Origin of the sequence: Arthrobacter sp. E3, assembly GCF_017353415.1 — a bacterium.
Taxonomy (GTDB): domain Bacteria; phylum Actinomycetota; class Actinomycetes; order Actinomycetales; family Micrococcaceae; genus Specibacter.
Genome location: NZ_JAFMPX010000013.1, coordinates 18074 through 43600 on the forward strand (window position 1 = coordinate 18074; position 25527 = coordinate 43600).

Annotated in this window: 23 protein-coding genes, 2 tRNA genes, 1 pseudogene and 1 riboswitch; of the genes and pseudogenes, 4 read left to right on the plus strand and 22 right to left on the minus strand. The window is 61.9% G+C overall.

Annotated features, from left to right (window positions below; all coding sequences use genetic code 11):
* Position 1 precedes the first annotated feature (1 nt).
* Positions 2-1009, minus strand: coding sequence for an AAA family ATPase (locus JMA46_RS07620; protein WP_207344746.1), 1008 nt, complete (start codon positions 1007-1009; stop codon positions 2-4).
* A gap of 139 nt (positions 1010-1148) precedes the next feature.
* Here JMA46_RS07620 and JMA46_RS07625 point away from each other — a divergent pair, with 139 nt between their 5' ends.
* On the plus strand, positions 1149-1349 hold the full coding sequence (locus tag JMA46_RS07625) for a hypothetical protein (protein ID WP_207344747.1): 201 nt from the start codon (positions 1149-1151) through the stop codon (positions 1347-1349).
* Positions 1350-1398: 49 nt separating this feature from the next.
* Here the strand turns inward: JMA46_RS07625 and JMA46_RS07630 are convergent, their stop codons facing one another.
* Together JMA46_RS07630 and JMA46_RS07635 are read right to left on the minus strand one after the other, a co-directional pair.
* Entirely contained in the window at positions 1399-2604 is a 1206-nt protein-coding gene (locus tag JMA46_RS07630; RefSeq protein ID WP_207344793.1) for an ROK family transcriptional regulator, read from the minus strand.
* 185 nt (positions 2605-2789) lie between these two features.
* A complete protein-coding gene (locus JMA46_RS07635) occupies positions 2790-3977 on the minus strand; it encodes a methyltransferase (protein ID WP_207344748.1) in 1188 nt (395 codons plus the stop codon).
* 156 nt (positions 3978-4133) lie between these two features.
* Between JMA46_RS07635 and JMA46_RS07640 the strand changes: the two genes are divergently transcribed.
* Positions 4134-5126 carry an MIP/aquaporin family protein gene (locus tag JMA46_RS07640; protein ID WP_207344749.1) on the plus strand — a complete coding sequence of 331 codons (993 nt, stop codon included), beginning with the start codon at positions 4134-4136 and terminating at the stop codon, positions 5124-5126.
* An 11-nt stretch (positions 5127-5137) separates the two neighbouring features.
* On the opposite strand, the gene JMA46_RS07645 is transcribed toward JMA46_RS07640, so the two are convergent.
* On the minus strand, positions 5138-5458 hold the full coding sequence (locus tag JMA46_RS07645; RefSeq protein WP_348770089.1) for a YchJ family metal-binding protein: 321 nt from the start codon (positions 5456-5458) through the stop codon (positions 5138-5140).
* 77 nt (positions 5459-5535) lie between these two features.
* The gene (locus JMA46_RS07650; protein ID WP_207344751.1) at positions 5536-6405 is read right to left on the minus strand and encodes an FCD domain-containing protein; all 870 of its coding nucleotides are present in this window, start codon (positions 6403-6405) and stop codon (positions 5536-5538) included.
* On the opposite strand from JMA46_RS07650, the gene JMA46_RS07655 reads away from it, so the two are divergent.
* The gene (locus JMA46_RS07655) at positions 6397-6864 is read left to right on the plus strand and encodes a pyridoxamine 5'-phosphate oxidase family protein (protein ID WP_207344752.1); all 468 of its coding nucleotides are present in this window, start codon (positions 6397-6399) and stop codon (positions 6862-6864) included. The genes JMA46_RS07650 and JMA46_RS07655 overlap by 9 nt on opposite strands.
* Positions 6865-6885: 21 nt before the next feature.
* On the opposite strand, the gene JMA46_RS07660 is transcribed toward JMA46_RS07655, so the two are convergent.
* From JMA46_RS07660 to JMA46_RS07730, 15 genes and pseudogenes are all read right to left on the minus strand, one after another.
* Complete coding sequence (locus JMA46_RS07660; protein WP_207344753.1) at positions 6886-7617, minus strand: VIT family protein; 732 nt, start codon at positions 7615-7617, stop codon at positions 6886-6888.
* Positions 7618-7841: 224 nt separating this feature from the next.
* A tRNA-Ala gene (locus JMA46_RS07665) sits at positions 7842-7917 on the minus strand.
* Between the two features lie 54 nt (positions 7918-7971).
* Positions 7972-8047, minus strand: a tRNA-Ala gene (locus JMA46_RS07670).
* 100 nt (positions 8048-8147) lie between these two features.
* A complete protein-coding gene (locus JMA46_RS07675) occupies positions 8148-8894 on the minus strand; it encodes a histidine phosphatase family protein (RefSeq protein WP_207344754.1) in 747 nt (248 codons plus the stop codon).
* A 138-nt stretch (positions 8895-9032) separates the two neighbouring features.
* Positions 9033-9410 (minus strand): annotated as a pseudogene (rsfS, locus tag JMA46_RS07680) (ribosome silencing factor); the annotation flags it as partial.
* A gap of 27 nt (positions 9411-9437) precedes the next feature.
* A complete protein-coding gene (locus JMA46_RS07685; protein ID WP_207344756.1) occupies positions 9438-11240 on the minus strand; it encodes a hypothetical protein in 1803 nt (600 codons plus the stop codon).
* Positions 11240-11920, minus strand: a complete 681-nt coding sequence (gene nadD, locus JMA46_RS07690; RefSeq protein WP_282099569.1) for a nicotinate-nucleotide adenylyltransferase — start codon at positions 11918-11920, stop codon at positions 11240-11242. The genes JMA46_RS07685 and nadD overlap by 1 nt, the downstream gene beginning before the upstream one ends.
* A gap of 10 nt (positions 11921-11930) precedes the next feature.
* Complete coding sequence (locus tag JMA46_RS07695) at positions 11931-12176, minus strand: hypothetical protein (RefSeq protein WP_207344757.1); 246 nt, start codon at positions 12174-12176, stop codon at positions 11931-11933.
* A gap of 121 nt (positions 12177-12297) precedes the next feature.
* Entirely contained in the window at positions 12298-13578 is a 1281-nt protein-coding gene (locus JMA46_RS07700) for a glutamate-5-semialdehyde dehydrogenase (RefSeq protein WP_207344758.1), read from the minus strand.
* A 61-nt stretch (positions 13579-13639) separates the two neighbouring features.
* Entirely contained in the window at positions 13640-14806 is a 1167-nt protein-coding gene (proB, locus tag JMA46_RS07705) for a glutamate 5-kinase (protein WP_207344759.1), read from the minus strand.
* On the minus strand, positions 14803-16419 hold the full coding sequence (gene obgE / locus JMA46_RS07710) for a GTPase ObgE (protein ID WP_207344760.1): 1617 nt from the start codon (positions 16417-16419) through the stop codon (positions 14803-14805). The genes proB and obgE overlap by 4 nt, the downstream gene beginning before the upstream one ends.
* Before the next feature lie 141 nt (positions 16420-16560).
* Entirely contained in the window at positions 16561-16818 is a 258-nt protein-coding gene (gene rpmA / locus JMA46_RS07715) for a 50S ribosomal protein L27 (RefSeq protein WP_207344761.1), read from the minus strand.
* A gap of 59 nt (positions 16819-16877) precedes the next feature.
* Positions 16878-17186, minus strand: a complete 309-nt coding sequence (rplU, locus tag JMA46_RS07720; protein WP_062006778.1) for a 50S ribosomal protein L21 — start codon at positions 17184-17186, stop codon at positions 16878-16880.
* Between the two features lie 432 nt (positions 17187-17618).
* Positions 17619-19214 (minus strand): bifunctional hydroxymethylpyrimidine kinase/phosphomethylpyrimidine kinase, encoded by a 1596-nt coding sequence (gene thiD, locus JMA46_RS07725; protein ID WP_207344762.1) that lies wholly within the window; start codon positions 19212-19214, stop codon positions 17619-17621.
* A riboswitch (TPP riboswitch) is annotated at positions 19210-19308 on the minus strand. Its footprint overlaps the gene before it by 5 nt.
* A 154-nt stretch (positions 19309-19462) precedes the next feature.
* Entirely contained in the window at positions 19463-23299 is a 3837-nt protein-coding gene (locus tag JMA46_RS07730; RefSeq protein ID WP_247647153.1) for an Rne/Rng family ribonuclease, read from the minus strand.
* 367 nt (positions 23300-23666) lie between these two features.
* On the opposite strand from JMA46_RS07730, the gene JMA46_RS07735 reads away from it, so the two are divergent.
* The gene (locus JMA46_RS07735) at positions 23667-24302 is read left to right on the plus strand and encodes a vitamin K epoxide reductase family protein (RefSeq protein ID WP_207344763.1); all 636 of its coding nucleotides are present in this window, start codon (positions 23667-23669) and stop codon (positions 24300-24302) included.
* A gap of 304 nt (positions 24303-24606) precedes the next feature.
* On the opposite strand, the gene ndk is transcribed toward JMA46_RS07735, so the two are convergent.
* Together ndk and JMA46_RS07745 are read right to left on the minus strand one after the other, a co-directional pair.
* Positions 24607-25023 (minus strand): nucleoside-diphosphate kinase, encoded by a 417-nt coding sequence (gene ndk, locus JMA46_RS07740; protein ID WP_207344764.1) that lies wholly within the window; start codon positions 25021-25023, stop codon positions 24607-24609.
* 63 nt (positions 25024-25086) lie between these two features.
* The gene (locus JMA46_RS07745; RefSeq protein ID WP_207344765.1) at positions 25087-25527 is read right to left on the minus strand and encodes a DUF4233 domain-containing protein; all 441 of its coding nucleotides are present in this window, start codon (positions 25525-25527) and stop codon (positions 25087-25089) included.

Sequence of the window (25527 nt, forward strand, 5' to 3'; positions counted from 1 at the left end):
CCTAAGGTGTCTGCACGGAGTCAACGATGGCGCCAATGACTTTTTCCACCGGGATGTTCTCAGCCACGGCTTCGAAGCCAAGTATGAGCCGGTGGCGCAGCACCCGCTCGGCCAGGGCCTTGATGTCCTCCGGGATGACGTGGTCGCGGCCCTGCAGCAGTGCCAGGGCGCGAGATGCCTGGGTGAAGGCGATGCTGGCTCGGGGGCTGGCTCCGAATTCAATGAGGCAGGCCAGGGCAGGGTCAATGTAGGCCCCGGCGTGGCGGGTGACGTAGACCAGGCCCACAATGTAGTTCACCAGGGAGGGGTCCAGATACACCTTCTTCACGGTGGTCTGCAGAGTTCGGACCTCATCCAGCGTTGCCGCGGCCGACGGCGTTGCATCCGGCAGGTATACACCGGCGTCCATGCGCCGGATCACCTCAGCCTCCTCCACGGGGCTCGGGTAGTCCAGGACGTCCTTGAGCATGAACCTGTCCATCTGCGCCTCAGGCAGTTGGTAGGTGCCCACTTGATCGATGGGGTTTTGCGTCGCCATGACAAGGAACGGCGACGGCAGTGGATGCACGTGCCCGCCAATCGTGGTTTGGCGTTCCTGCATGGCTTCCAGCATGGCCGACTGGGTTTTGGCGCTGGAGCGGTTGATCTCATCCAACAACACAATGTTGGCGTGGACGGGGCCCAGTTGGGTGACAAAGGTGCCCTGGGCGGCGTCGTAAATTTGCGTGCCGACAATGTCACTGGGCAACAGGTCCGGGGTGCACTGGATGCGGCGGAAACGGGCATCGATGGAATCTGCCAGTGTTTGGGCGGCTGTGGTCTTGGCGAGCCCGGGCACCGACTCCAAAAGCACATGCCCGCCAGTCATCAACGCGATCAACAGCGTCTCGCGCAGCCGGGCCTGTCCCACCACCTTGTGCTCAAAGCTGTGGGCGATGCGCTGCGAAAGCTGCTGGGCATGAGACAGTTCCGCGGGGTCGAGGTGGAAGCGGACACTGGTGGACAACACAGACTTGGGCCTTTCGCCGGGCACCGTTATTGACTAAATCCTTGGGGTCAATCACATCCGATCACGGCCAAGGCCGCAATGGGGAGAACTTCCCATGCACACCTGTTGGGGGCGCCGGGCAGGTACTACAGTATGGAACATGAACCAGTTGCCAGCCGCGTATGCAGAATACCTTGAAGGTAGGGACGAAAGCTTCATTGCCACCGTCTTGCCCATCTTGAAGCAGTCTGTCGCCGAGAAAACGCACGGCGTCTACGTCATCGTCAATTCACACACAGTCCAGGCCCGCACGGACCCGGGTGTTCCCTTCGGTGAAGTTCGGGAGGGTGTGGTCGACTGAACAGCCGGCTAGACCTGAGCGGCAGCTTAACCTGAGGGCCAAGCCTGGCTTAGGGCTTGGCGCCCAGCAACAGTTGGGCGGCCGTGGGGTTGAAGGTCTTTTCCATGACCAGGCACGCCGCCCCGAATGCTTCCTCGCCGGAACTGACAATCGTGCCCACCACCTCCACCGAATGAACGCAGGTGGTGACGCTCAGCTGCGACAACACGGGCGGGATCTGAGCCAAGTAGCTCGCTGCAAGGGCGGGCCAGAACGGACCGCCAAAGACAACCCGCTCCACATCAAGCAGGTTAGTCAGGACCGAAACCACCCCTGCCATCCTGCGTGCGGACTGCGCCAGAACCTCGGCAGCAGCAGGGTTTCCTGCCGCAGCTGCGTGGGCCAGGGCTTCCAAGTCCTCCGCCAGCGGCTTGGGTGAAAGCGGGTCCACGGCGGGCAGCGCTCCAACCTCCCGCGCATGGGCCACAATGGTCTCGGGCATGCAGGTGACCTTGACACAGCCACGGCGTCCACAATCACAAGTGGGCCCGTCCGGATCGGCAATGATGTGCCCAATCTCCCCGACGTTCCCTGAGGAGCCGCGCACCACTTCGTCGTTGAGCACCAGACCGGCACCTATGCCCGTACCAACGTAGACATACACAAAATCGGCGGTACTGTCCGCACCACCGGCCCACAACTCGGCTACGGCACCTGCCGTCACGTCCTTTTCGATCACCACGGGCAGGCCCGTGCTTTCCTGCAGGATGTCCCGCAACGGCACCCGCGTCCAGCCTGTCATATGCGGCGGATCCACAACGGTCCCATGAGCGGCATCCAAGGGCCCCGGAGTAGCCACACCAACACCGGCAATTCGTTGCTCATCCACACCTGACTCGGCGATGATCCGGCGAACCGTGGCACCCATGGCGGCAACGGCGTCGGCTGGGCGGCCCACCAAATCTGTTGCTTCCTCCTGCGAGAAGATCACTGTGCCCACGGCGTCAAGGAGCGCATAGCTGGTTCGGGAGGGATCAATGTGCAACCCCACTGCGTACATGCCGCGGGGGTTCAGACGCAAAATGGTGCGCGGCTTGCCTGGGCCGGAAGTTTCCTTGCCAGCTTCAACAATCAACCCGTTGTCAAGGAGCCTGCGACAAATATTGGAAACGGTTTGGGCGGCGAGCCCGGCCGAGGCTGCCAGTTCCACCCGGCTGAGCCCTTCCTCAGAGCGCCGGATGGAGTCCAAAATGACTGCCTGATTAAAATCGCCCATCTTGGGAAGATTCGTGCCGCGGCGCCGCTGTGGCACACCAAGTTCAGGGTCAGTCAACTAATTCTCCTTGCCGGATGGATGGTATGCATGGGCCCCATATCCTCCAATACCCAGCTGCCAGATTACCCCCAGCTGAACGGGTGTGTACGAACGCCACGGGCAACATCATGATCTTGTGCTTCGACTCAGTCCGTTTCCGCTGCGGGGCCTGCCACCCTCGTGGACACGGTCACCGTGAACTTGCTGTTGCGCCCCTCCACACGGGTGGGACCCACAATCTTGGACAGCACCTGCTTGTAGTCCAGGTGACGGTTGTAAACGCACCACAATTCCCCGCCTGGAGCCAGCACCCGGGCGGCTGCGGCAAACAGCTTCAGCGCGATGCCGGCATGGACTGTGGCCCCAACGTGGAAGGGCGGGTTGAGCACGATCAGTCCGGCCGAACCCGCTGGGAAACTGGACAGCGCGTCGTCGCGAATCACCTCAATTTGGTCCTGCAGCCCGTTGGCCTTTGCAGTGGCCAGCGTTGACGCCACCGCAGCAGCTGACTGGTCGGTGGCGGAAATGTGCAGTCCGGGCCGGGCTTTGGCCAGGGCCGACGCGATGGTGCCGTTGCCAGCTCCCAAATCGATGGCGGTTTCGGTATCTTGGCGCATCGCCGGTATGTACTCCAGCAGGAACCTTGTTCCCACATCAACCTTGGTGCCGCCGAAGGTGGCCCCATGCGCACACAACCACAGGCCCAGCTCCTCGTGGAACTCACACCGCGGGAAGCTCGACGCCGGGCCCTCCTTGAGCGGAACGCTGACGAACAGTGGGCGGGACTTTCGCCATGCCCGCCCGGCCGTGACGGAGGAGAAATGTCGTGACAGGACGGTGTTCATGGCGACGGTCATGTGCTTGATGCGCCCGCCTGCAAAGATCTGCACGTCCGGGTCGGCATGGGCACTGATCAGCTCAGCCACTTCGGCAACTTCCTCCAGGCTGCGCGGCAATTGCCACAGCACCACGCGTGCACCGGCAAATAGGCTGCCATCCAAGGGTCCGCTGGTGTAGGCACCGGCCAAGTCCAGCCGTGCGGCATTGGCGGCAAGGGCCCGCTCCCCGGACAGTCCGTCCTGGTGCACCCGCAGCCCGCGCAGCCCGTGAAGGGTTGCCGCAGCCAACGTCAAGGCCCCGTAGCGGTCTCCCACCACAACGACCACACCATTTCCGGGGCCGCTGCCTGTCCGGGCCAACGCTGCGGCTGCTTCGTTGAGGATCAGTTCATCGGTGGCGTCGTGGGCAAACAAGTTTGCTGCCTCAATGTCGGGAAATCTACGCAGTTGCCCGAAGTCGAAGTCGGGGCCGCAAGTGCTGTTGTTATCCTCCACCGGGCTACTCTACAGGGCGGGTTTTCGCGACCGCACCCGGCTCCCCGTGACCTTGTCCCCGTCTCTGGTGACAGGGGTCACGGCAGTCGTATACTTGTGGCAGTCACCTCAGTCACAGATACGTCGCCGTCATTGACGACTGGAAGGATGATTCACATGAGTGAAATTACGCCGTTGCGAAGAGGAATTCGCGAAGGCAGCGGGTTAAAGCGCGTTGGTGGTGTGTGGGGAGAAATGCTTGCGGAATTCCTCGGCACCTTCGTTTTGATTTGTTTTGGCGACGGAGTCGTCGCCATGGCCGTCGCGGCCCTGCCAGGCAGCGGCCGCGCAGCCACCGACACCACCATCTTTGCCGCTGCTGGGGACTGGCTGCTCATCACATGGGGTTGGGCGTTCGCCGTCGCCCTCGGCGTTTACGTTGCCGGCGGAGTGACCGGGGCTCACCTGAACCCGGCGGTCACCTTGGCGTTCGCCGTTCGGCGGAAGTTTGCTTGGAACAAGGTCATACCTTACGTCGTAGCCCAGGTGGTAGGTGCCTTTGCCGCCGCAGCACTTCTGTACGTGGTGTATTTCAATGCCATCGATGCGTTCAATGCGGCGTCCAAAACCCAACGGAATGAAGCAGGGGGCCTGGCTACGTTTTCCATCTTCGCCACGTTCCCTGCCCCGTACTTCAAGGGCAACCTGACCGTGCCGTTGATTGACCAAATTGTTGGAACCGCGTTCCTGATCATCTTGATCGCCGCGATTATCGACATGCGCAACTTGGCGGTCAAGGCCAACCTTGGCCCGCTCATAATCGGTTTCGCTGTCGCCGCGATCGGCATGTCCTTTGGCGCCAACGCCGGATATGCCATCAATCCGGCCCGTGACTTTGGCCCACGCGTCTTTGCGTGGATGGCCGGTTGGGGTGAGGTGGCCATGCCGGGCACCATCACCGGAGTCCCAGGGGCGTTCAGCTGGTACTTCTGGGTTCCCATAGTGGGCCCGCTCATTGGCGGCGTCATCGGCATCCTGGTGTACGACTGGTTCATCGGGGACATCCTGCATGCGCGCCGCATTCTGGCCGACCGGGAGGAACTGGCCGCCCGCAAGACGGAGATTGACCCGCCGCCGTCAGAACCCGGACCGGCAACCCAGGAGTACTAGGACTGGCCAAACTAAAGCAGTTCCAACGCCTCCATATAGAGCCATTGCCGTTCTTCACGGACAAAGCTGCTGGTTTCGGTCAATGAATCCTTCAGCTTGCGGTTTGCCGCGGAGCGGTAGTGGGCCCGGAAGCTGACAACTCCCTGGGTGTCAAACAACCCGCCACCACTGGTGCCAAGGATTTCCAGCAAATACCACTGCTGGTCAGGATCAAGCTCGAGGCAAGCAGGCCGGGTGGAGGGGTGCCAGGTATGCAGGAGGTAGCTGGCACCCCCCACGGCAAAGGCGCTGAAGCGTGAGCGCATCAGCGCCTCCGCTGTGGGCGGGTACAACTGCTGGGCTGTGCCCAGGCTCGTGATGAACTTGGCACAGCAATGTTCGTAACTCTCGCCACTTTGGCAGGGGCACCTCATCGCAGGGGCCGTGTCTGCTCGTGGAACCACTCAATGTGGCCCCTGAGCTCCTGGGCTGCGCGGGCGCCGTCGTGCTCCAGGACGGCAGCAAATATCTGATCATGCTGTGCACGCAGCGTGGGGACGATTCTCGCCCACCGCTCGTCACTGTCGATGGCGGCACTGACGTAGCCCTGGATCGCTGAACGCAGGGATTCCATCATGGCGGTGATGACGGCATTGCCGGCCAGTGCACTGAGCTGCACGTGGAAGGCCGCGTCGAGGACGTGGAATTCCTCCCTGTCCAGTTGAGGATCAGCCATGGCCGTGAGCAAGGAGCCCAACGCTGTCTCTTGATCGTGGTCGCGTGGCTGGATCGCAGCCTCCCCGGCCGCCCACGTTTCCATCATGATGCGGGTCTGCACAATGTCAGCAACCGGAAAATGGTTGGTGGCCATGTGCAGACGCAAAGTGGAAGCCAGCCCCGCACTGGGATTGGCAATGACCACAGCCCCTGACCGCGGTCCCGAACCAGCAGCGGTGCGAACTACCCCCATGGCATCAAGGACACGGATGGCATCACGCACAGACGCCCTGGAAATACCGTGTTTCAGGGCCAGTGCACGCTCGCCCGGCAACTGGTCCCCCACCTTGATCCGCCCAGCCTTGAGTTCGTCTTCAATACTCTCCAGCACAGCTTCGTAGCTGCGGGCGGCGGGCTCTGCTGGCGGGTTTGGCGCAGCAAGCGGCGCGTTGTTTGGAATGGACACGGCACCATTGTCCCATTTTCCTGCACTGCCGGTCTTCCAGCCTTCCCGGCCTGCCACTGCCAAGTCCCGCTCTGCCGTGCCCACATAAATACCTGTAGCCTCGAGCGTATGAACCATACGGAGCACCCGCGCGTTGACAAGTTGGAAAAGGCCGAATGCTGGGACTTGCTCAAGTCCCATGTTGTTGGACGGCTCGCCGTCGTGGTGGATGGGCATCCGGATATTTTTCCGCTCAACTATGCGGTGGGCAACGGCCATGTGGTGTTCCGTACCGCTGGCGGAACCAAGCTCCAGGGAACCATTGACCAGGCGTTGGTTGCGCTGGAGATTGACGGGTACGACGACAGCAGCGAGCATGCATGGAGCGTAGTGCTGCGCGGAACGGCCAGGGAAATCACGCACCCTGTGGAGGTCTCTGCCGCCAATGCACTTCCGCTGGAGCCATGGCAGGGAGGGACGAAGGCACATCTGATCCGGATCGATTCCCTGAGTTTGAGCGGCCGCAGCTTCCCTGTGACCAGGCCGGACATTTGGAAGACTCCCGTGTCGGATCCTCGCCGGTCATCCTTCGAATAGTCAACATCGCGGCTTCACAGGTCAGCCAACCATGCCGCTGGCTCCCAGCACGTTTCCGATGATGAATGTGGCGGCCAGTGCCAGCGCACCTCCCACCACCACACGGACTGCTGCACGCCCTCTGTTGCTGCCGCCAAGGTAGGCTCCGAACCACCCGGTCAGTCCCAGTGCCACAATGACGGCCACGAACGTAACGGGGACGCGCAAAGACGGCGGCGGAAGAAGGATGGCCAACAGCGGCAGGATGGCACCCAGCGTGAACGCCACGGCAGATGCCAGTGCCGCGGACCAGGCACTGACGACGTCGTCCTGGTCAATGTTCATTTCAATGGAAAGGTGCGCCGACAGGGCATCGTGGGCCGTCAGCTCCTCCGCCACGTTCAGGGCCGTTGCCGGGCTCAACCCTTTTGCCTGGTACATGGCGGCCAGTTCCGCCAGTTCCTCTTCGGGCTGCTCGGCAAGCTCGGTCCGCTCCTTTTCAATCAGCGCGTGCTGGCTGTCCCTTTGGCTGCTGACGGAGACATATTCTCCCAACGCCATGGAAACCGCGCCACCAACAAGCCCCGCCACTCCTGCCGTCAGGATGGGGCCGGTGCTAGTGCTCACCCCAGCCACACCCACCACAATTGCGGCGACGGAAACAATCCCGTCGTTAGCCCCTAAAATGCCAGCGCGAAGCCAATTGAGCCGTTGGGCGAGCTCTGGCCGGTGGGGCTCGCCACCGTGGAACGCCGCTTCCGGCCCCGGGATCATGCCACACCCTGCGGTGCACGCACATCGTTGCAAAGTTTCAACATTTTTCGGCTTTCTTCAAAATTACCGTGCGCCCGCAAACCCGAGCGCATGAGTCCTAGGGCAGAGGCTACCGCTCCTTGCGTTTCGGCACCACCGTTCCGCATACCGCCGCTGAACTGCGAAGTCGTGAAGGCAGCAAAAAGTCCGGCCATCCATGGGTAGGATGACCGGACTTTTTTCTTTGGTGGAGCTGAGGGGACTCGAACCCCTGACCCCCTGCATGCCATGCAGGTGCGCTACCAGCTGCGCCACAGCCCCAAAGACATTATTAAGTTGTAACCACCGGCTGCTGTTTCAGCATTCCGGTCGGTTTGGTGGAGCTGAGGGGACTCGAACCCCTGACCCCCTGCATGCCATGCAGGTGCGCTACCAGCTGCGCCACAGCCCCAAACTGTTCCTCCAGCCTTGACCAATCGGTCTTGGCCGGAACAACTTGTCTATCCTAGAACACGTTTCACCCACCTGCCAAATCGGGCTTTAAAGCTTGTCTAATCCTCAACGGGTTCGGCTAAGTCTTCGGGTAGTTCGTACGGTTCTGGAAGAGTTCCAACATTGTGTTCAAGCAGGCGCCAGATGCCCATTCCGTCATTGTTGGGGTCAGTTTGGGCAGCTTCAACCACTGACCAATGGCAGTTGGACAGCCCGGACATGGCCCGCCACAGCTCCTCCGGCAGGCCCAACAGTTTTGCCAGTGCCACGCGTGTGGCTCCCCCATGGGTGGTGACCACCAGAGTGCCGCCGTCGGGCATATCCTCGGCTTTCTCCAAGATGGCCTCAACCATGCGCTGGGCCACCTCCACGCGGGTCTCCCCGCCGCCTGCACGCACACCCGGCTCATCCTTCTGCCACAAGGCAATGTCGTCCGGGAAGTGTTCGATGATGTCATCGAACGTCCTGCCCTCCCACTCCCCGCCATACGTTTCACGCAGGCGGGGATCCACCAGAACCTCACTGCCCATCAGGGTTGCGAGCTCCTGAGCGGTGGCATAGGCCCTACCCAAGTCGGAGGAAAGGATCTGCACGTTCAGCTGAGCATTGTTGCGAACCAGCTTTCCCGCCAACAACGCTGCGGCACGACTGGCTTGTGAAACACCCACCTCATCCAGCGGAATGTCTGTTTGGCCTTGAAAGCGCCGCGCAGCATTCCAGGCGGTGCGTCCGTGGCGCCAAAAGATCACCCGTCGCCGCGTTCCGGCGGACTGCAGGACCGAGTGTTCTGGTTCAATTCCAGCCATCAAGGGAAGTATCCGTTCCAGAGCCCTTTGCAGGGATTAGTTCTTGTTGGCCTGAGCGTTGGCCGGGACGTCGGTCTCAGTGCCTGCCGCAGTCACGGGCTCAGCGTCAGCTCCGGCGGCAGCGGAGGCACCGGCCGGCTTCGCCGACGGGTCGAGCTCGCCCAGCTGCAGGTCGATGACAGGGCAGTCTCCGTACAGGCGTTCCAGAGCGTAAAAGACCCTGTCTTCCTCATGCTGGACGTGAACCACGATGTCGGCGTAGTCCAGCAGCACCCAGCGGCCTCCTGAACGTCCTTCGCGACGTACGGGGCGCAAGTCAAACTTGTGCAGCTCGTCTTCGATCCCGTCCACAATGGCGTTGACCTGACGCTCGGTTTCCGCCGATGCGATGAAGAAAATATCCGTGATGGCCAAGCGGTCGCTGACATCAATGGCTGTTACATTCAGGGCCAGCTTGTCCGATGCCGCACGTGCTGCTGCGCGTGCAAGTTCAATTGACTGTTCTGTTGCCGTCACTACTGTTTCCTTTGATTGGTAAAAAATTTAGCGTGTAAGAGATGTGATGAGAAAGATGACGCCCACAACCAGGGCAGCGCCGCCAACAATGAGGCTTCCCCACTGCAGCCGCCGATTACGCTGGGTACGCCGCAGCCCTGCCGTCATTGCATCCAGCGGCTCAAGTCCATGAGCATAGTCGGCTGGCATCGGGGGCATCTGCGACCGGTGCATCTCGGCGCGCACTGGGGCAGGCGTTGCGGCAGCTGCTTCAGCGGGTGCCACGGCCACAGGTCCGACGGCGGAGCCCGCGGTTGGGTGCCCGCCCGTAAGTACACGTTTACCGTGACTGGGGCTGTGGACGGATTCTGATGCCGGGACTGCTTCAGAACGTTCAGTACTCGTGGTGGGAACCACGGTGCTGGTTACCTCGCTCTTATGCTTGGCCGTTGTGCGCTGCACCTGTGGTTCAGGTACTTGTGCGGGGTGAGCACCGAGCGGCTCCGTTGCGGCGGCAGCGGTGTAGGCCGCTGTCCCTACATTCGAGGTGCTTATGGGTGCCGATTTTCCCGCCGAACGGGGCAGCGGTTTCCTGGGCCCGGCGGTTTGCTGACGCATTGACTGGGTGACGATCGGCACATGCGTTGTTGCAGGCGGGCGCATCACGGACCGGTCGATGCCGGGCACCTGGATAAATTCCAGCGGAGTGACCATGGCCAGGTTGTCGGTCGCCGTGGGGTCGGGGGTCGGCCGTCGGTTCCTGGCATTCTCCTGCCCCAGCCGTTCACGGGCCTCGGCCCGCTGGTTGAGAACGGCGGCACGGCCACTGTCTTCCCGCTGCGCTGCCACGACCGTCAATTCCTCGGATGTGGGGATGGTTGTCCCCGGCGCCTGATTGCTACCATGCGCGCCGGCACGGCCCGAACCGCGTGCCACTGATGAGGGAGCATCCACGGCACCGGACGAAGCGCGGCGGCCAGTGCGGCGGTGAGCGAAGGGCCCCAACAGCGGGCTGCTTCCCTGGCCCCCCGGAACTGCCGTGCTGGCTTCTGCCTGCTGTCCAGTGCCCTGTCCGGGTAGCGCCGCAGGTTCCGCGTCGAGGAGCTTCTTGTAGGAGCTCTGGGCTGCTCTTTCGCGTCCACCCGTTTGGGACTGCCGTTCTACCGGTACTGCTCCTCTATCCGACTGGGTGGTCGGTTCCACCTGCCCTGCAGTGGCTGGTGAGACCGCGGAGGCGGGGACCGCGGGACCTGTCGTGGATTCACCAGCCGAAGCCTGAACGGCAGCAACGCCAGTTTTACGCGCAGCAGCGCCGGTTTTGGGTGCAGCAGCGCCACTTCTACGCGCAGCGGCTCCGGTCTTGGCCGCAGCAGCGCCAGTTTTGGGTGCAGCAGACCCAGTTTTGGGTGTAGCAGCGCCACTTCTACGCGCAGCGGCTCCGGTCTTGGCCGTGGCAGCGCCGGTTTTGGTCGCAACAGCAGTTTTACGCGCAGCGGCTCCGGTCTTAGCCGTGGCAGACCCGGGCTTGGGCGCAACAGCGCCGAGCTTGGGTGCAGCAGCGCCAGTTTCACGCTCACCGGCTCCGGTCTTGGCGGTGGCAGCGCCGGTTTTGGGCGCAGCAGCAGTGTTACGCGCAGCGGCTCCGGTCTTGGCCGTGGCAGAGGCGGTTTTGGGTGTAGCCGCGTTTTGAGGACCGGCGCCAGTCTTACGTGCAGCAGCGTTTTGGGGACCAGCGGCGCTTTTGGGCGTGGCGGTGCCGGGCTTCAGCGGCTGTCCCGTGGCGCCGCTTGATTTGGCCGACTGCGCACGCGGTTCCCTGCGGCTGCGAATCGGCTCCGTTTCCTTGCTCATCACTCACTCATTCGGTTCTGGAAATCTTCGGTTCTCGAAGTTACCGGCACGATCCCTGCAAGGGCATTCGTGGCGGGTTGTAGGTAGAGACCATATTTGGCAATGTATTGTACGACTCCGTCAGGCACCAAGTACCAGACGGGATTGTGCTCCGCCACCCGCATCCTGCAATCAGTGGACGAGATTGACATGGCGGGCACTTCCAACAAACTTACATCGGTGCGCCCCCTGTCATCGAGGACATGCCCGGGACGGGTTACACCAACAAAATGGGCCAGATCCCACAGCTCGTCGCTGTCTTTCCACGACATGATCTGTGCCATGGCATCGGCTCCGGTGATAAAAAACAAATCCGCCTCAGGACGCATCCTGCGCAAGTCGCGCAATGTGTCGATCGTGAAGGTGGGGCCGGGCCTGTCAATGTCCACACGGCTCACGGTGAACTGGGGGTTTGCTGCGGTGGCAATGACTGTCATCAAATACCTGTGTTCAGCGGCGCTAACCTGGTTCTTGGCTTTCTGCCACGGTTCACCCGTGGGCACGAAGATAACTTCGTCAAGCTTAAAGACACTCGCAACCTCACTGGCTGCGACAAGGTGACCATGGTGGATTGGGTCGAACGTTCCACCCATGACCCCAACACGCAGACGACCCTTGGCGCTTTCAACCGAAGGCGCCAAGGGTGTTTGCTCAGTGATTGGAGGACGCCGAATCGTCACCGTGCAAGTGCTTGTTCGTGTGCTGGCGGTGCGGGTCCTCGGAAGCTTCGACTGCCGCGTGTCGGTTGCCCAAGTTCATGAATGAGACCGTGACGAACATCAACAGCAGCAGCGCTGCGAGCATTGCCCCGCCAATCACGAACGGGGGTGCGATCAACGGCGCAAGGTCATGTTCCTCTGCGGCAGCCAGTACGACTCCTGCAAGCTGGGTCAGCATTATTTCTCCCCTAGGGTGCGTGGCCGGGCGGCAGTGTAACCGCGACCGAACCGTCTATCACTTGAATTCTTTTCTAATGGTACGTGCAATCGACGTACACTGGCACACCGACGGGCCGAATTCAGCCCCGGACCTGACCTTCGCCTTGCACAATCCATTTGGTGGTGGTCAACTCTGTCAGGCCCATGGGCCCGCGAGCATGCAGTTTTTGCGTGGAAATACCGACTTCGGCCCCGAGGCCCAGCTCGCCGCCGTCGGTGAAACGAGTGCTCGCATTCACAATGACTGCGGCCGAATCAATTTCAGCAATGAACTTTTCAGCATTGGCCAAGTTGTTCGTCACGATCGCTTCCGTGTGGCCTGTGCTCCAAGTGCGGATGTGGGCGATGGCGTCCGGCATGGAATCGACCATCTTCACGGCCAGGTCAAGGTCCATGTATTCGGTAGCCCAGTCCTCATCCGTGGCCGGCACTGCCGTGACTCCTGCTGGCAGAACAGCCTGTACACGCTCATCGACGTGCAGGCGAACTCCCGCCTTCGACAGTGCTTTGAGTACTGCTGGAAGAACAGTCGCATCTTTGTGGACCAACAGCGTCTCCACTGTGTTGCACACGCTGGGGCGGTGTGTTTTCGCGTTCAGCAGGATGTTGACGCTCATTTCCTCTTCGGCACTGCTGTCGATGAAGATATGCACGTTGCCTTCACCCGTTTCAATGACAGGAACGGCAGAATTGTTCACCACCGTCTGGATCAGCTCACGTCCGCCGCGGGGAATCAACACGTCGACGGAGCCTCGCGCCTTCATGATGAGGTTGGCGCCTTCACGGCCGAACTGGTCCACGGACTGGACGGCGTCTGCTGGCAGGCCCACAGCGTCAAGGGCCTCGCGCAATAGGCCGAGCAAAGCCTTGTTGGTGTGGGCAGCTGCGCTCCCACCGCGCAGGATCACGGCGTTGCCGCTCTTGAGGGCAAGGCCGGCAATATCAACGGTAACGTTGGGACGTGCTTCGTAGATGGCGGCAACCACACCCATGGGGACGTTGATTTGGCGCATGCGCAGGCCGTTGGGCAGAGTCTGTCCACGGACCACGTTGCCTACGGGGTCTGGAAGGCTGGCAAGGTTTTCCAATGCGTCGGCCAGCCCCTGGACGCGGACCTTGGTCAGTGTGAGGCGATCGAGCAGTGGTAGTGAAGTTCCGTTTTCGTGGCCTGCTGCCACATCCTTGGCGTTGGCTGCAAGGATGGCATCTTGGTGTTCCAAAAGCGACTTGGCAATGGCCCGCAGGCCTTTGTCTTTCCAGGCACGGTTGGCTCCGGCCATGCGGCGGGAAGCTCGGCGGGCACGCTCGGTGATGGCCTGAACTTCAGCGGAAATATTTACTTTTACAATCGGTTCGGTCATCCATCAAGTCTAGGGCACCGAGACCTGCGTCGCTGTGACGCAGGCCTCGGTCAGCTAAGCGCTAAACGCTCAGGATCACCAAGTCATCAACATGGACCACTTCACGCTCGAATTGCTGGCCCATGACTTTTGCCAGGTTCTTGGTTGAGTGGCCCAGCATCTGCGGCAGGTCGGAATTACGGAAGTTGACCAGTCCGTGGGCAAACACGTTCCCGTGTGAATCACAGATCTCGACGGCGTCTCCGGCAACAAATTCTCCGCTGACGGCGGTGATTCCTGCTGGCAGCACGGACTTGTTCCGTTCGGTGACTGCCCGGACAGCGCCGTCATCCAGTACCAGACGCCCGCGGATATCCGCCAGGTGTGCCAGCCACAGCATTCGCACGGAGCGTCTGTTGCCGTTCTCGCCGAACCAGGTTCCCACGTCCTCACCTGCCAGTGCGGCAGCCGCTTGGGCGGTGGAGGTGACAAGGGCTGGAATCCCGGTTTCGGCTGCAATCATGGCAGCCTGTACCTTCGTGGCCATGCCTCCTGTGCCCAGCCCGGCCTTGCCAGTGGTGCCGATGACGACCCCTTCAAGGTCGTCGGGTGAGTCCACTTGGCTAATGCGCGTGGCCCCTTGCGAGGGTGGACCGTCGTACAAGGAGTCAACATCGGACAGCAACAACAGGGCATCTGCCTTGACGAGGTGTGCCACGAGGGCCGCGAGCCGGTCATTGTCGCCGAAACGAATCTCACGGGTGGCAACAGTGTCGTTTTCATTGACAATGGGAATGACGCCCAGGTTGAGCAATCGTTCCAAGGCCCGATGCGCATTGACATGCTGGCGGCGTTTGGCCAGGTCTTCGGCTGTCAGCAACACCTGCGAAGCAATGACTCCATGGGCACTAAAGACCTTGTTGTAGTAAGCCATCAACAACCCCTGGCCCACGCTGGCAGCTGCCTGCTGCGTCGCAAGGTCATACGGTCTACGAACCAGGCCCAACGGTGCCAAACCTGCCGAGATAGCACCGGAGGACACCAGAATGATCTCCGTTCCCGCCTTGTGCCGCTCAGCCAGCACACCGGCGAGCTGGGTCAGTGCCTCCTCTGAAATACCGCCAACAAGCGACGTCAAGGAGGACGACCCGACCTTCACCACGATTCGGGACGCGGTGGCGATAGTCTGCCGTACCGGCAGGGAAAGCTCTTGGTCATGTTCCATAATTGTCAATGCTTCCAGGCTCATAGATCCTTAGTGGTAGTCGATTCTGCGGATTCACCTTCAGCGGCCAAATCGGCTTCAATGAAGTGCGTTTTGGTTGATTGGCGGTTGGTTGATTCGGTCCAGATGCCGGCCTTGCGCTCGGCCTCGAGTTCTGCACGGGCCGCAGCCTTTGCGTCGCGGCGCTCCTGCTGTTCCTGGCGCTTCTGCGAACGGGTGGGACGATCTCCCAGATCGAGCAGGCGCAAGTCGGTGCCGCGCGGTGCCGCCAAGTGTTCGGCGCCACCCATCATGGTGGGTTCCCAATCAAAGATCATACCGTGCTCCCCGCCAATGACAACTGTGTCACCGGGAGTGGCACCCATCCGGAAAAGTTCCTTCTCGACGCCGGCCTTCGCCAATCGGTCTGCCAGATAGCCGATGGCTTCCTCGTTCTGGAAATCAGTCTGCTCAACCCACCGCTCGGGCTTCTCTCCACGGACACGGAACAGGGGCTCCAAGTTTCGTTCTTCACGAACGATCTTGAAGGGCACGGCGTTGACTGCACGGGGGCGCAGTACAACGGGTTCCACCTTGGCCGGGGCCTCAATGATCTGCTGACGGGCGGCCATGACAATTTCTGCCATGGCGTAGCCGAGCCCCTTCAGTCCCTCATGGCTCGCCGCGGAAACTTCAAAGACCCGGTAGCCGCGTGACTCCAGGTCGCCGCGCACAAACTCTGCCATGTCACGTCCGTCGGGGGAATCCACCTTGTTGAGCGCCACCAGACGAGGGCGTGCATTCAAAGGCACCACATCGCCGTCGGTGCCGGCATAGCTCATGTCGACGTCGTACCGGTCAAGCTCGCGCTCAATGATGGCCAGGTCACTGATGGGGTCGCGGTCCGCCTCAAGCGCGGCGCAGTCCAGGACGTGCACAATGGCCGCGCAACGCTCCACGTGGCGCAGGAAGTTATGGCCCAGGCCCTTGCCTTCGCTGGCGCCCTCAATGAGGCCCGGAACGTCGGCCATGGTGAAGCGGACCTCCCCGGCCTGGACAACGCCCAGATTGGGGATCAGGGTGGTGAAGGGGTAGTCGGCAATCTTGGGCCGTGCCGCAGACATGGCGGCGATGAGGCTGGACTTGCCGGCGGACGGGAAACCCACTAGGGCAATATCTGCAATGGACTTCAATTCAAGGACAATGTCGGCCTCTGAGCCTGCGATGCCCAACAGGGCGAAACCCGGGGCCTTGCGCTTCAGCGAGGAAAGAGCGTTGTTGCCGAGCCCGCCCAGGCCACCCGCGGCAGCGACGTATTCCGTGCCGATGCCCACGAGGTCGGCCAGGACATTACCTTCCTTGTCCTTGATGACCGTGCCATCGGGAACTTCAAGGATCAACGAATGGCCGTCCTTGCCATCGCGCCAGTCACCCATGCCGGGCTGACCGTTGCCGCCCCGGCGGTGGGGAGCGTGGTGGAAGTCAAGCAAGGTGGTGGTCTGGTCGCTGACACGGAAGATGACACTGCCGCCGTCGCCGCCCTTGCCGCCGTCGGGCCCGCCCAACGGCTTGAATTTTTCACTGTGCACGGAGACGCAGCCATGGCCGCCAGTCCCGCCGGATACATGCAATACAACCCGGTCAACAAAGCTGGCCAATGAAATCTCCTTGAATAGAACTTGCCTTGCGCACTCATTCTAGTCCGCAAGTAATCGTTGGCCTGAGTCAAGCCGGTAAAGCTGCTTTAAAAGACAGTGGGGCGGACCATGCGGCCCGCCCCACTGGAATAGCTTTGGTGATTAGACCGCAGCTTCAACGATGTTGACTACGCGACGTCCACGACGCGTGCCGAACTCGACTGCGCCTGCGTCAAGAGCGAACAATGTGTCGTCCTTGCCGCGACCGACGCCTGCGCCGGGGTGGAAGTGTGTGCCGCGCTGGCGAACGATGATTTCGCCCGCCTTGACAACCTGACCACCGAAGCGCTTGACGCCAAGGTACTGAGCGTTGGAGTCACGACCGTTGCGAGTGGAACTCGCACCCTTTTTATGTGCCATTTGAAAATGCCTGCCTTTTGACTAAAAGTTACTAAGTGGATCGACGTTCGAAGCGCTTATTAAGCGATTGAAGTGATCTTGACCTTCGACAGTTCCTGTCGGTGGCCCTGACGCTTCTTGTAACCGGTCTTATTCTTGAATTTCTGGATGACAATCTTCGGACCGCGGAGGTCCTCCAACTTCTCAGCCGTAACCTTCACATTAGCCAGGTCCTTTGCGGCGGTGGTGATTTTCTCACCATCGACCAGGAGCAGAGCGGGCAGCTCAAGCGTGCTGCCGACTCCACCGGGGACGCGGTTCATGGTCACGTGGTCTCCAACGGAAACCTTTTCTTGACGGCCGCCTGCGCGGACAATCGCGTACACCACTGGGGAACTCACTTCTCTCGACGTTATTACAAAGTTTTTATGCCGACATGATCATGATTGATCATTGCCAACCACATGCGCCCGCTGTTCAAAGTGAACGAAACGATATGCATGCATGTGCCTCAACGCCGTGGACCTCAATGGAGTTCTGCCATGGAGTGATTGCCCTAGGTATTGGCGTAAGCACCGAAGATCAAGAATACGCTAATTCTCGCTCCGGGAGCAAATGAGACTGATTGCGCGCCCTAGATCGGGCCGGGCAAAAATGATCTCTTGTCCGAAAATCTTGGGGTACTTGCGAAACCGCACTTTGCAACTTTAGCGCGTAAGCTGGAAATTTTTACCATTTGCACCCGTGCCGCGTCGTTTTCTTCTTCCGGAATGGGTGGCGTTAATCACCTATGCCGGTCCATGGGGCGGTTGGCTGGACGGCTAATTGGCTCGTTGACTGGCTGCTTCATTGGGTGGCAGCACCTGGTGAGCAGCGGCAAAGAAGTCCACTTCAAACTGTGCTGATTGGGCAAAAGCCACCTTCATGGCCCGCCGTTCCAGCGCCGATCCCCTGCGAGCGGCGGCGTCCATGATGGTGATAGCGGTTTGCGTTGCCTGTGCAAAAGCCTCGTCGGCATACGTCTGCAGCCACGCACCGTACGGATGGTCGCCGGAAAACAACTGGTAGTCGGCGTGAAGTACGCGCCCCACCTCTGCATAGAGCCAGTAGCAGGGCAGCACGGCAGCTACCACTTCCCCGTAGCTGCCTGAAAATGCCACCCCTTGCAGGTGGTCCACATAGTGCTTCGTCACAGGCCCTTGGAGTAAATCCTGGGTATGGTGACTCAGCCAGTCGCGGTGCAGCGACATCTCCACCTCTAGACAGTTTTGCGCACCGGAGGCCCAAAACATTTGTTCTGCTTCGGTGGGCGCCAGGGCGCTTGCTCGAGCAAGAACCCGTGAATACGTCCCCAGATACAGTGCGTCCTGTGCCAGATAGTACGCAAAGTGGTTGTGTGCAAGGGTGCCGGCGGCCAGCTCCTTGATGAAATCGAGGCCGAAGATGGCCTGTCGTTGCGGTGCGCTGTCTTCCCACACGTCCCGGCTGAACGAATCAAGACCGGGTGCTGCAGTTTCCCACAAAGCGTGCAAGTGGTTGATCGGTCCGGCGCCAGCGCCAACGTGCAACTCCCCCGACGTCTCCAGGGCTCTGCTCAGCCACGCCTTGGCCTGCTGCACACTCTCTGCCCAGTCCCCTGTCCGGGCCTGCAGGGTTGCCACAGCAGCCGAAAGCGAACAGCCGGTTCCGTGCGTGTTGGCCGTGTCCACCCGCGCTGCGGAGAACTCCTTGACTGTGCCATCGGGAGCCACCAGCGCGTCGGGGCATTCGGCCCCCGGCAGGTGCCCGCCCTTGACCAGCACAGTGAGCTGGTGCGTGGCGGCCAGCGCCCTGCCCTGCTCCACCGCACCAGCCCATGATTGCGCCTCGGGCTCGCCCAGCAGGGCAGCCAGCTCGGGAATGTTGGGAGTGAGCAGGTCAACGTGCTCCAACAGTTCCAGAAGCGCGTTGTGGGCTTCCGGGGCCATCAGCGCATCACCGCTGGTTGCCACCATGACAGGATCAAGCACGACGACGGCGGGCCGGGTCTGCGCCAGCCAGCTGGCTACCGCGCCCATCACCTCCGCGTTCCCAAGCATGCCGATCTTGACGGCGTCAATGCAGATGTCCCCCGACACGGCGTCGAGCTGGCTGCGCAGGAACTCAGCCGGGGGAAAGTGCACGCCGGTGACGCCGCGGGTGTTTTGTGCGGTCAAGGCGGTGATGGCTGTCATGGCGTAGCCGCCGTGGGCCGAGATGGACTTAATGTCTGCCTGGATTCCGGCTCCACCGGACGGGTCCGAGCCGGCAATGCTCAGTACTCTGGGGTGTTTCAGGGTTCTGGAGTGTTTTACGGTGACTGGTGCTGCCGGTGCAGTGACACCGTCAGTTGCTTCGTCTTCAATAGCGTCTGTGGCGGTGGTTGTTAAAGTGTTCATGGCCATGGGACATCCCTTCGCCGGTTCTAGCCGGGCAGGTTCAACGGGTTTTCTCTCAGCCGGACCTCTTGTCCTGGCACCCCGTGTCGCTCCTCACCCTAGCCTCGCTTGCATGGGTTAACGAAAACCAGCCCGCAACAAACAGTGGTCGAATCCGCCGGTGGCGGTTCTTCCTGCTGCTTGGTGCGGGCTGGCACTATTTCCTGAAGCTTTCGTTCCGAACGGGCTTCGTGTTTCTAAAGCTCTTCCTAGAGATCGGCTGCGGGAACTCCGACACCCAAAATAATGGGCTCCGGGCTCTTCACAGCCGCTGCCTTGGCTTGTTGAACCTGATGGCTCTGGTCAGTGTTGGCCGCGCCCTGTGAGGATTGGCCCCGTGGGGCGTTGCCGCTGTGCCGCGTCGATCCCTGAGCGCGGGTGCCGCCGTCGTTCGTTTCCACAGCCATGTCGGAACCGCCCTGTGCACTGCGCGCACTGCGGTTGCGGCGCCCCCTCCGTGAAGAACGGCCGCGGCTGCTGCCACTGTCCGCCTCTGCGTCGTGGCCTGCGTCGTGGCCAGCCTCATGGCTACTATCACGGCCAGCGTCGTGGCCCACATCGTTGCCGGCAGCGTGGCCGGCGTCGCGCTTGGTCTGCGCTGTGTCGTGGCCGGGGGCTGACAGCTGGTCAAGAGCCTGGGTCAATCCTGCCAAGGCCGCGTCCCTGTCTGCCGAGGCCGTGCCGGAGAAGCCGCTGCTTTCGCTGCGGTGTCCGCGCGGGAGCTCAATGGCCTCGCCACCCAAGGTGAGGATGGCTGCGTCGTGGGTGTCATCCACCTCCAGCTCCGGTTCAGCCATGGAGCTGGACTCGGCGCCCTGCTCGTGGTGCGAGGCTGCCGCAGCTGCTGCGATGTTCGCCAGTGCGGCGCGTGCCGCAGTGGCCTTCTGTGCTTTTGCAGCCTCGTCGACCTCGTCGGGCACGTGGACTTCGGGAACTTCCTGAGGCTGTTCGGGCTCATTTTGCTGCCCGCGGTTACGGTTGCGCTTGCGCTCGCTACGAGTCGAGCGGTTGGCTGTGCGTTCGCTCTCGCGGGGTTCCTGGCGGGCCTGGTGGCTCTGCACGGACTCTGCGGCAGCGTGGGCCGCGTGGGCGGTATGAACGCGGCGGGGCTCCACGGGGATGTCGTGGGTGACCATGCCGCGGCCTGCACAGGTGGGGCATTGCTCGCCGAAGACTTCCAGCAGGCCCGTGCCCATGCGCTTGCGCGTCATCTGGATCAGGCCCAGGCTGGTCACCTCGGCCACCTGGTGCTTGGTCCTGTCCCGGCCCAGGCATTCGACAAGACGGCGCAGCACCAGGTCGCGGTTGGATTCCAGGACCATGTCGATGAAGTCGATGACGATGATCCCGCCAATGTCGCGCAGGCGCAGCTGACGGACAACTTCTTCCGCCGCTTCCAGGTTGTTCTTCGTGACGGTTTCTTCCAGGTTTCCACCGGAACCGGTGAACTTGCCGGTGTTGACGTCAACCACCGTCATGGCCTCGGTGCGGTCAATGACCAGCGACCCACCCGAGGGCAGGAAGACCTTGCGCTCCAGGGCTTTGTTGATTTGCTCGTCAATGCGGTGCACGGCAAAGATGTCGTCCGGGTTGCTCCACTTTTCCAGCCGGTCAAGCAGGTCCGGCGCCACGTAGGTCACATAGGCCTCAATGGTGTCCCAAGCGTCCTCACCGGAGACTATGAGCTTCGTGAAGTCCTCGTTGAAGACATCGCGGACCACCTTGATGGTCAGGTCAGGCTCGGCGTACAGCATCTCCGGCGCGAGCGTCTTGTGTGAGGAAGCCCTGGCGTTGATGCCCTCCCACTGGGCGCGCAGCCGGTTGATGTCATGGGTCAGCTCTTCTTCGCTGGCACCTTCGGCCGCCGTGCGTACAATGACCCCGGCGTTTTCCGGGAGGTGGTCCTTCAGCACGCGCTTAAGCCGATTACGTTCGACGTCGGGCAGCTTGCGGGAGATCCCCGTCATGGAACCGCCGGGCACGAACACCAGGTAACGTCCGGGCAGTGATATCTGGCTGGTCAGGCGCGCGCCCTTGTGGCCCACGGGGTCCTTGGAGACCTGTACCAGGACGGAGTCACCGGACTTCAGCGCGTTTTCGATGCGGCGCGGCTGGCCGTTGAGGTTGGCGGCGTCCCAGTCGACCTCGCCGGCGTACAGGACGGCATTGCGGCCGCGGCCAATGTCGACGAAGGCGGCTTCCATGCTGGGCAGCACGTTCTGGACCTTGCCCAGGTAGACGTTGCCGATCAGGGAGTCCTGCTGTGTTTTGGAGACAAAGTGCTCCGCCAGGATGCCGTCTTCCAGCACGCCGATCTGGATTCGGTCTTCGCCTTGGCGGACCACCATGACACGGTCAACCGATTCCCGGCGCGCCAGGAACTCTGCTTCCGTGATGACGGTGCGGCGGCGGCCAGAGTCGCGGGAATCACGGCGGCGCTGCTTCTTCGCTTCGAGACGGGTGGAGCCGCGCAGGCTTGTCACCCGGTTTGAAGGACTGGTGCTCGACTCCGACGGCGTGCGCGGGGCACGGACGCGGGTCACCGTGTTGGGCGGATCTTCGTCGCTGCCGCCGGTCATTTCCAGGTCGGCATCCCCGCGGCGGCGACGACGACGGCGGCGGGAGGTCACGCCGTCGTCGGTGCCTTCGCCGTCACCTTCAACGCCGTGGTCCTCGGAGCTGTCGCTGGCCTCTGATGTGTCACCGTCGGAACTGCGTGAATCAGTACCGCGCGAATCCGAGTTGCGGGAGTCAGTGCCACGGGTGCGCCGGTTGCGGCTGCGGCCGCGTCCACGCTGTTCACCGCCATGGCTGTCCGAGTCCTGACTGTCTTCGTCATCTTCGTCAGAGCTGGCTTCGGAGCCCTTTGTTGCAGTGACTGACAAGCTCTGGCTCAGATCCGGAGCGAGGAACAACGCCGAAATTCCCGTGGACGGGGCCGCGAAAGGGGACTCGGTGGTGGGCGCTGCGTCGATTATTTCAAGCGTGAGCAGGTCCTCCACGGGAGCTTCCGTTGCAGCAGACGTTGCGGTTTCTACGGTGGTTGCTGCTGCGGTGCCGGCTTCCACTGTTGCGGGCGCTGCAGGAGCTTCTTGGGCCGGGGCGCTGGGGGCTGTGGACCGGCGACGGCTGCGCGTAGTCTTCCGTGCCGCCGTTTCAACCGGTGTATCGGATTCAGCAGTTTCGGCTGTTGCAGTAGGTGCGGCGGGCGCATCGGCGGGTGTGGCAGCCGTGGCGGGTACAGCCGTGTCGGGCACAGCCGAGTCCGGTACAGCGGAGTCCGATGCTTCGGTGGCAGGTACAACCGTGGGTGAAGATTCGGGAGCAGCGGCTTTTCGGCTGCTCCTACGCGGTCCACGCGTCCTGGCAGCCGGTGCCCCCGAGTCTGCTTGCTCCTGCTGTGCAGCGCCGGTGGGTGCGGCAGCTTCAACAGCGGTTGTGCTGGAGTCGTCCGTGTCGGCAGCCTTGGCAGCGGAAGCCCTGGTGGCACGAGTTCGCTTGGCCGGAGCCTTTGTGGGTTCAGCCGTGGTTCCGGCGGATGCACTGTCAGAGTTGAGGCTCAGTTCGCCTTGGCCCGGGGCGGTCACAGGAGCCGTTGCACGGCGACTTGCTGCACGTTTCCGCGGGGCGGCAGCCGGTGCTGCGTCCCCTGACGATGAGTCAGCAGCAGTGGTGCCGGCCGCCGTCGTGCCTGCTCCGGTTGCGTTTGATGCAGATGACGTCGGTTGCGCATCTGCTGCAGCGGAGGGCAGGTCGATCATGGGAGTTTCAGCAGGTGCGCCACTGGGGGTTTCGACCTTCTTGGCCCGGCTGCGGCGTGCCGGAGCCGTCTGGGCCGGTGCCGCGGCTGTGTCTGCCGTTGCTGATGTTGCAGAACCTGATGCGGCGGTGTTTGATATGGGGGCGGCGTCAGGGGTTTTGGCCGGGCTGGTCACTGCAGCCGTGGCACGGCGTGAGCGTGTGGCTTTAGCCTTCGCGGGGGCTGCCTGTGCTGCCGCTGCGTTGTCTGCGCCTGTGTTGTCTGTGGAGGCTTGATCTTTATCCATGGTGGACGTTACTTTCGCGCCGAACCAGCGCACCCACATCGAGCGCCGAAGCGGCTGATGTGCCAACACCCGCGGGCGTTGACGGAAGTCGTCTAGATACTTCGCAGGCGGCACCAACCTCTGGGTGCGCAAGCTCTTCGAAGCCAATGGTTTGCGCAAGTTGCCTGGTGGATGGCTGCACTCTCTGGCAGCGTCGTCACCGGCAGCCATTCGGCGTGCCATCGGACTGAAAGGCGCATGTGGATCGCCAATCAGCCGAAACTATTGTCTCACACGCGCCTAGGCGTGGGGTGATTCCCCACACGGCGCGCCAAGAATCTCACGCTACAATCAGGACACAATTATCTCCCTCACGGAAAAGGACACCATGCCCGGCACCGCAGTCTCCACGAGTGATCCAATAGAGCTGGGAAAGCCCGCCATGGTGCGTGCCAAACCATTTGGCTGGTTCCTTCTCATCACCGGTGCCATTGCCTGGATCGCCTCCTTCACGCTGGTCCTGGATCGACTGAAATTGTACGCAAACCCGGACGCCGCCGTCAGCTGTGATTTCAACTCGTGGATCTCCTGCGGCAGTGTCATGAAAACACCGCAGGCAGCAGTCCTGGGATTCCCCAACCCGTTCATTGGGGTGGCCGCCTTCGCGATCGTGATCACCACAGGAGTTGTCCTGCTGGCGGGGGCTCGGATGAGCCGCTGGTATTGGCTCGGCCTGCAGGCAGGCATCACCGCTGGCATGGCCGTGATCGGATGGTTCTGGTTCCAGGCCGTCTACGTCCTCGCCGTTTTGTGCCCTTACTGCATGATCGTGTGGGCCATGATGATCCCGCTCTTCGTCTGGATCACAGTGCGAAACCTGAACTACGGCGTCATCCCCGCCCCGGCCGCCCTGACGAAGTTCCTCAACGAATGGGCCTGGGTCATTGTGGGACTGATCTACATCGCCACGCTTGCCTCGATCTTCTTCAAGTTCATGCACCTGATCCTCCCGTCCAACGCCTAACCCCCCACCCCAACGCTCCAGCACTTTCGGGCCATTTCCCCCGGACGCTCCAGCACCTTCGGGTGATAAAAACGGAACGCTCCCGCAGCCCCTGCGGGAGCGTTCCTTGTCTCAGCCCCGAACGTGCGCGAGCGTCGATAGTGCCACCCCGGAAGGTGCAGGAGGATCCGTCGTAATAGCCCGGAAGGCGCGGGAGGGTCGGTAGTGGGGGTGCGTTTACTGCCTTGCACCACGACGAGGGGCACCTTCCGCTTGGAAGGTGCCCCTCGTCGTGGTGCTGTGGTTGGTGCTGTAGTGCGCGTGCCTAGGCGAACCAGATGGCGATCTCGCGCTCGGCTGATTCCACCGAGTCGGAGCCGTGCACCAGGTTCTGCTGCACCTTCAGGCCCCAATCCCGGCCGAAGTCGCCGCGGATGGTGCCAGGGGCCGCCGTGGTGGGGTCGGTGGTGCCGGCCAGTGAACGGAAGCCTTCAATGACACTGTTGCCTTCGAAGATGGCGGCCACCACCGGGCCGGACATCATGAACTCCACCAGCGGTTCGTAAAACGGCTTGCCGGCGTGCTCGGCGTAGTGTGCCTCCAACTGCTCGCGCGTGGCGCTGACTTTCTTCAGCTCAGACAGGGTGTAACCCTTGGCTTCGATACGGGCCAGCACGGCCCCCGAAAGGTTGCGGGCAACGCCGTCGGGCTTGACCAGGACAAGAGTGCGCTCGATGCTCACAGATACTCCAAACAACTAGATGTAACGGACTTTCAGATTCAGCTTACTGGCCGGGGCGTGAAACTACTCCGTGATGGTTGTCTCCTCGGGATGGGCTGCATCCCATTGCGCCTGGGCCCTGGCCCGGGCGGCGTTTTCGCGGTCGATCCGGGCACCGGCGTACAGGGCGTACCACCAGGCCACCGCGAACAGGATGCCCACAACGAATATGGAAGGTTCCCAGAAGCCGCCGGCAATGAGGACCAGCTGCAGGATCCAGCCAAAGGCAGGGCCCCACTTTTTAGACAGGAACGCACAGGCGGCGACCATGAGGAACGCCAGCACACCCGCCACGACAAGGTAGGTGACGTTCTTGTCCTTCAAACCAAAGAGCCCCAGACCGGCAAACAAAGCCACGAACGCTTCCAGGACCAACACCACCGACGCAAACATCGTCTTCGTGGAGCGGGCCTTTTTGGGTGTGTTGGGCTTCCATTCGCGCTGTGCGCGGGTCAGCTTTGCCAT

Bases quoted from the DNA above. Each gene is read 5' to 3' on its own strand.
- JMA46_RS07625 (WP_207344747.1), top strand. From the start codon at position 1,149: ATGAACCAGTTGCCAGCCGCGTATGCAGAATACCTTGAAGGTAGGGAC.
- JMA46_RS07630 (WP_207344793.1), bottom strand. From the start codon at position 2,604: ATGGGCGATTTTAATCAGGCAGTCATTTTGGACTCCATCCGGCGCTCT.
- JMA46_RS07640 (WP_207344749.1), top strand. From the start codon at position 4,134: ATGAGTGAAATTACGCCGTTGCGAAGAGGAATTCGCGAAGGCAGCGGG.
- JMA46_RS07655 (WP_207344752.1), top strand. From the start codon at position 6,397: ATGAACCATACGGAGCACCCGCGCGTTGACAAGTTGGAAAAGGCCGAA.
- JMA46_RS07650 (WP_207344751.1), bottom strand. From the start codon at position 6,405: ATGGTTCATACGCTCGAGGCTACAGGTATTTATGTGGGCACGGCAGAG.
- JMA46_RS07660 (WP_207344753.1), bottom strand. From the start codon at position 7,617: ATGATCCCGGGGCCGGAAGCGGCGTTCCACGGTGGCGAGCCCCACCGG.
- JMA46_RS07675 (WP_207344754.1), bottom strand. From the start codon at position 8,894: ATGGCTGGAATTGAACCAGAACACTCGGTCCTGCAGTCCGCCGGAACG.
- JMA46_RS07685 (WP_207344756.1), bottom strand. From the start codon at position 11,240: ATGAGCAAGGAAACGGAGCCGATTCGCAGCCGCAGGGAACCGCGTGCG.
- JMA46_RS07695 (WP_207344757.1), bottom strand. From the start codon at position 12,176: ATGCTGACCCAGCTTGCAGGAGTCGTACTGGCTGCCGCAGAGGAACAT.
- JMA46_RS07700 (WP_207344758.1), bottom strand. From the start codon at position 13,578: ATGACCGAACCGATTGTAAAAGTAAATATTTCCGCTGAAGTTCAGGCC.
- proB (WP_207344759.1), bottom strand. From the start codon at position 14,806: ATGAGCCTGGAAGCATTGACAATTATGGAACATGACCAAGAGCTTTCC.
- rpmA (WP_207344761.1), bottom strand. From the start codon at position 16,818: ATGGCACATAAAAAGGGTGCGAGTTCCACTCGCAACGGTCGTGACTCC.
- thiD (WP_207344762.1), bottom strand. From the start codon at position 19,214: ATGAACACTTTAACAACCACCGCCACAGACGCTATTGAAGACGAAGCA.
- JMA46_RS07730 (WP_247647153.1), bottom strand. From the start codon at position 23,299: ATGGATAAAGATCAAGCCTCCACAGACAACACAGGCGCAGACAACGCA.
- JMA46_RS07735 (WP_207344763.1), top strand. From the start codon at position 23,667: ATGCCCGGCACCGCAGTCTCCACGAGTGATCCAATAGAGCTGGGAAAG.
- JMA46_RS07745 (WP_207344765.1), bottom strand. From the start codon at position 25,527: ATGGCAAAGCTGACCCGCGCACAGCGCGAATGGAAGCCCAACACACCC.